Below are 2,873 nucleotides of genomic sequence, written 5' to 3'. Positions count from 1 at the left end.
ACAACTGCACAAGTAGATCAAGTCCTCGACCTATTAGTACCAGTCAGCTAAACGCCTTACGACGCTTACACCTCTGGCCTATCTACCTGGTAGTCTTCCAGGGGTCTTACCGCTCTCGCGTGGGAAATCTCATCTCGGGGTGGGCTTCGCGCTTAGATGCCTTCAGCGCTTATCCCGTCCGAACATGGCTACCCAGCTGTGCCCTTGGCAAGACAACTGGTGCACCAGAGGTTCGTCCATCCCGGTCCTCTCGTACTAAGGACAGCTCCCCTCAAATTTCCTACGCCCGCGACGGATAGGGACCGAACTGTCTCACGACGTTCTGAACCCAGCTCGCGTGCCGCTTTAATGGGCGAACAGCCCAACCCTTGGGACCTACTTCAGCCCCAGGATGCGACGAGCCGACATCGAGGTGCCAAACCTCCCCGTCGATGTGGACTCTTGGGGGAGATCAGCCTGTTATCCCCGAGGTAGCTTTTATCCGTTGAGCGATGGCCCTTCCACTCAGAACCACCGGATCACTAAGCCCGACTTTCGTCCCTGCTCGAGATGTCTCTCTCACAGTCAAGCTCCCTTCTGCCTTTGCACTCTTCGCGCGATTTCCAACCGCGCTGAGGGAACCTTTGGGCGCCTCCGTTACCTTTTAGGAGGCGACCGCCCCAGTCAAACTGCCCACCTAGCAATGTCCCGTGACCGGTTCCACGGCCCCCGGTTAGGGCTTCAGTATCATCAGGGTGGTATCCCAACGTCGGCTCCATAGGACCTGGCGACCCTACTTCTCTGCCTCCCACCTATCCTGTACAGACAATACCAAAACCCAATGCTAGGCTACAGTAAAGCTCTACGGGGTCTTTCCGTCCAATCGCGGGTAGCAAGCATCTTCACTTGCACTACAATTTCGCCGAGCCCCTCGTCGAGACAGCGCCCAGGTCGTTACGCCTTTCGTGCGGGTCGGAACTTACCCGACAAGGAATTTCGCTACCTTAGGACCGTTATAGTTACGGCCGCCGTTTACTGGGGCTTCGGTTCAGGGCTCTCACCCTTCCCCTTAACCTTCCAGCACCGGGCAGGCGTCAGCCCCTATACTTCGTCTTTCGACTTAGCAGAGACCTGTGTTTTTGGTAAACAGTCGCCTGGGCCTATTCTCTGCGGCCTGCTCTCGCAGGCACCCCTTCTCCCGAAGTTACGGGGTCAATTTGCCGAGTTCCTTAACGAGGGTTCTCTCGCTCGCCTTAGGATTCTCTCCTCGCCTACCTGTGTCGGTTTGCGGTACGGGCACCTGCAACCTCGATAGAGGCTTTTCTCGGCAGTGTGAAATCGGCTGCTTCGCCTTTCGGCTCCCCTTCAACGCTCAGCTCAGCCTCCCGGATTTGCCTAAGAGGCACGCCTCGCGCCTTGGACGCACATCTCCATCCGTGCGCTCAGCCTATCCTCCTGCGTCCCCCCGTCTCTCAAACGGTTACAGGTGGTATCGGAATATCAACCGATTGCCCATCACCTACGCCTTTCGGCCTCGGCTTAGGTCCCGACTAACCCTGGGCGGACGAACCTTCCCCAGGAAACCTTAGGCTTTCGGCGAGTAGGATTCTCACCTACTTCTCGCTACTTATGCCAGCATTCTCACTCGTATACAGTCCACCAGTCCTCTCGGTCTGGCTTCTGCCCGTATACGAAGCTCCCCTACCGCTCCTTCGAGCCCACAGCTTCGGTGGCATGTTTTAGCCCCGGACATCTTCGGCGCAGGACCTCTCGACCAGTGAGCTATTACGCACTCTTTAAATGTATGGCTGCTTCTAAGCCAACATCCTGGTTGTCTTAGAGATCCCACATCCTTTCCCACTTAACATGCACTTCGGGACCTTAGCTGGTGGTCTGGGCTGTTCCCCTCTCGACCACGGATCTTATCACTCGTGGTCTGACTCCCAGGGTCTCAGTTTAGGCATTCGGAGTTTGATAGGGTTCGGTAACCTCGCGGCCCCTAGCCCAGTCAGTGCTCTACCTCCTAAACTTACGCCCTGAGGCTAGCCCTAAAGCTATTTCGGGGAGAACCAGCTATCTCCGGGTTCGATTGGAATTTCTCCGCTATCCACAGCTCATCCCATGGTTTTTCAACACCAACGTGGTTCGGGCCTCCGATAGGTTTTACCCTATCTTCACCCTGTCCATGGATAGGTCACCCGGTTTCGGGTCTACGGCATGTAACTTACCGCCCTATTCAGACTCGGTTTCCCTTCGGCTCCACCCCAAAGGGGCTTAACCTCGCTACATACCGTAACTCGCTGGCTCGTTCTACAAAAAGCACGCCGTCACTCATTAACGAGCTCCGACTGCTTGTAGGCACAAGGTTTCAGGTTCTATTTCACTCCCCTCCCGGGGTTCTTTTCACCTTTCCCTCACGGTACTATGCGCTATCGGTCACCAGGTAGTATTTAGCCTTGGGTGGTGGTCCACCCCGCTTCCCACAGGATTCCTCGTGTCCCGTGGTACTCTGGATCAGGTCATCTCACCTTCCCCTTTCGCCTACAGGGCTTTTACCTTCTGTGGCGGGCCTTTCCAGACCTCTTCGGCTAGGTTCCAGTAAGATATATCGACCTGTCCCTACAACCCCAAGCCTAAAAGGCTTGGTTTGGGCTCCTCCCCTTTCGCTCGCCGCTACTTAGGGAATCGATTATTCTTTCTTTTCCTCCGGGTACTAAGATGTTTCAGTTCCCCGGGTGTGCCCTCCTTAGCCTATTTTATTCAGCTAAGGATGCATGGCGTTCCGCCATGCGGGTTCCCCCATTCGGACATCCACGGATCACTGCCTGTTTGCGGCTACCCGTGGCTTTTCGCAGCTTACCACGTCCTTCATCGGCTCCTGGTGCCAAGGCATC

At 55.9% G+C, this 2,873-nt stretch carries 1 rRNA gene; it reads right to left on the bottom strand.

Annotated features, from left to right (window positions below):
• Positions 1–13 precede the first annotated feature (13 nt).
• Positions 14–2,873: ribosomal RNA gene (locus C4R78_RS09305) — 23S ribosomal RNA — on the bottom strand; the annotation flags it as partial.

Origin of the sequence: Caloramator fervidus (genome assembly GCF_900108045.1) — a bacterium.
In the GTDB taxonomy this organism is placed as follows: Bacteria; Bacillota; Clostridia; order Clostridiales; family Caloramatoraceae; genus Caloramator; species Caloramator fervidus.
The sequence above is the reverse complement of the archived record's forward strand: the minus strand, read 5'-3'. Positions and strand labels throughout refer to the sequence as shown.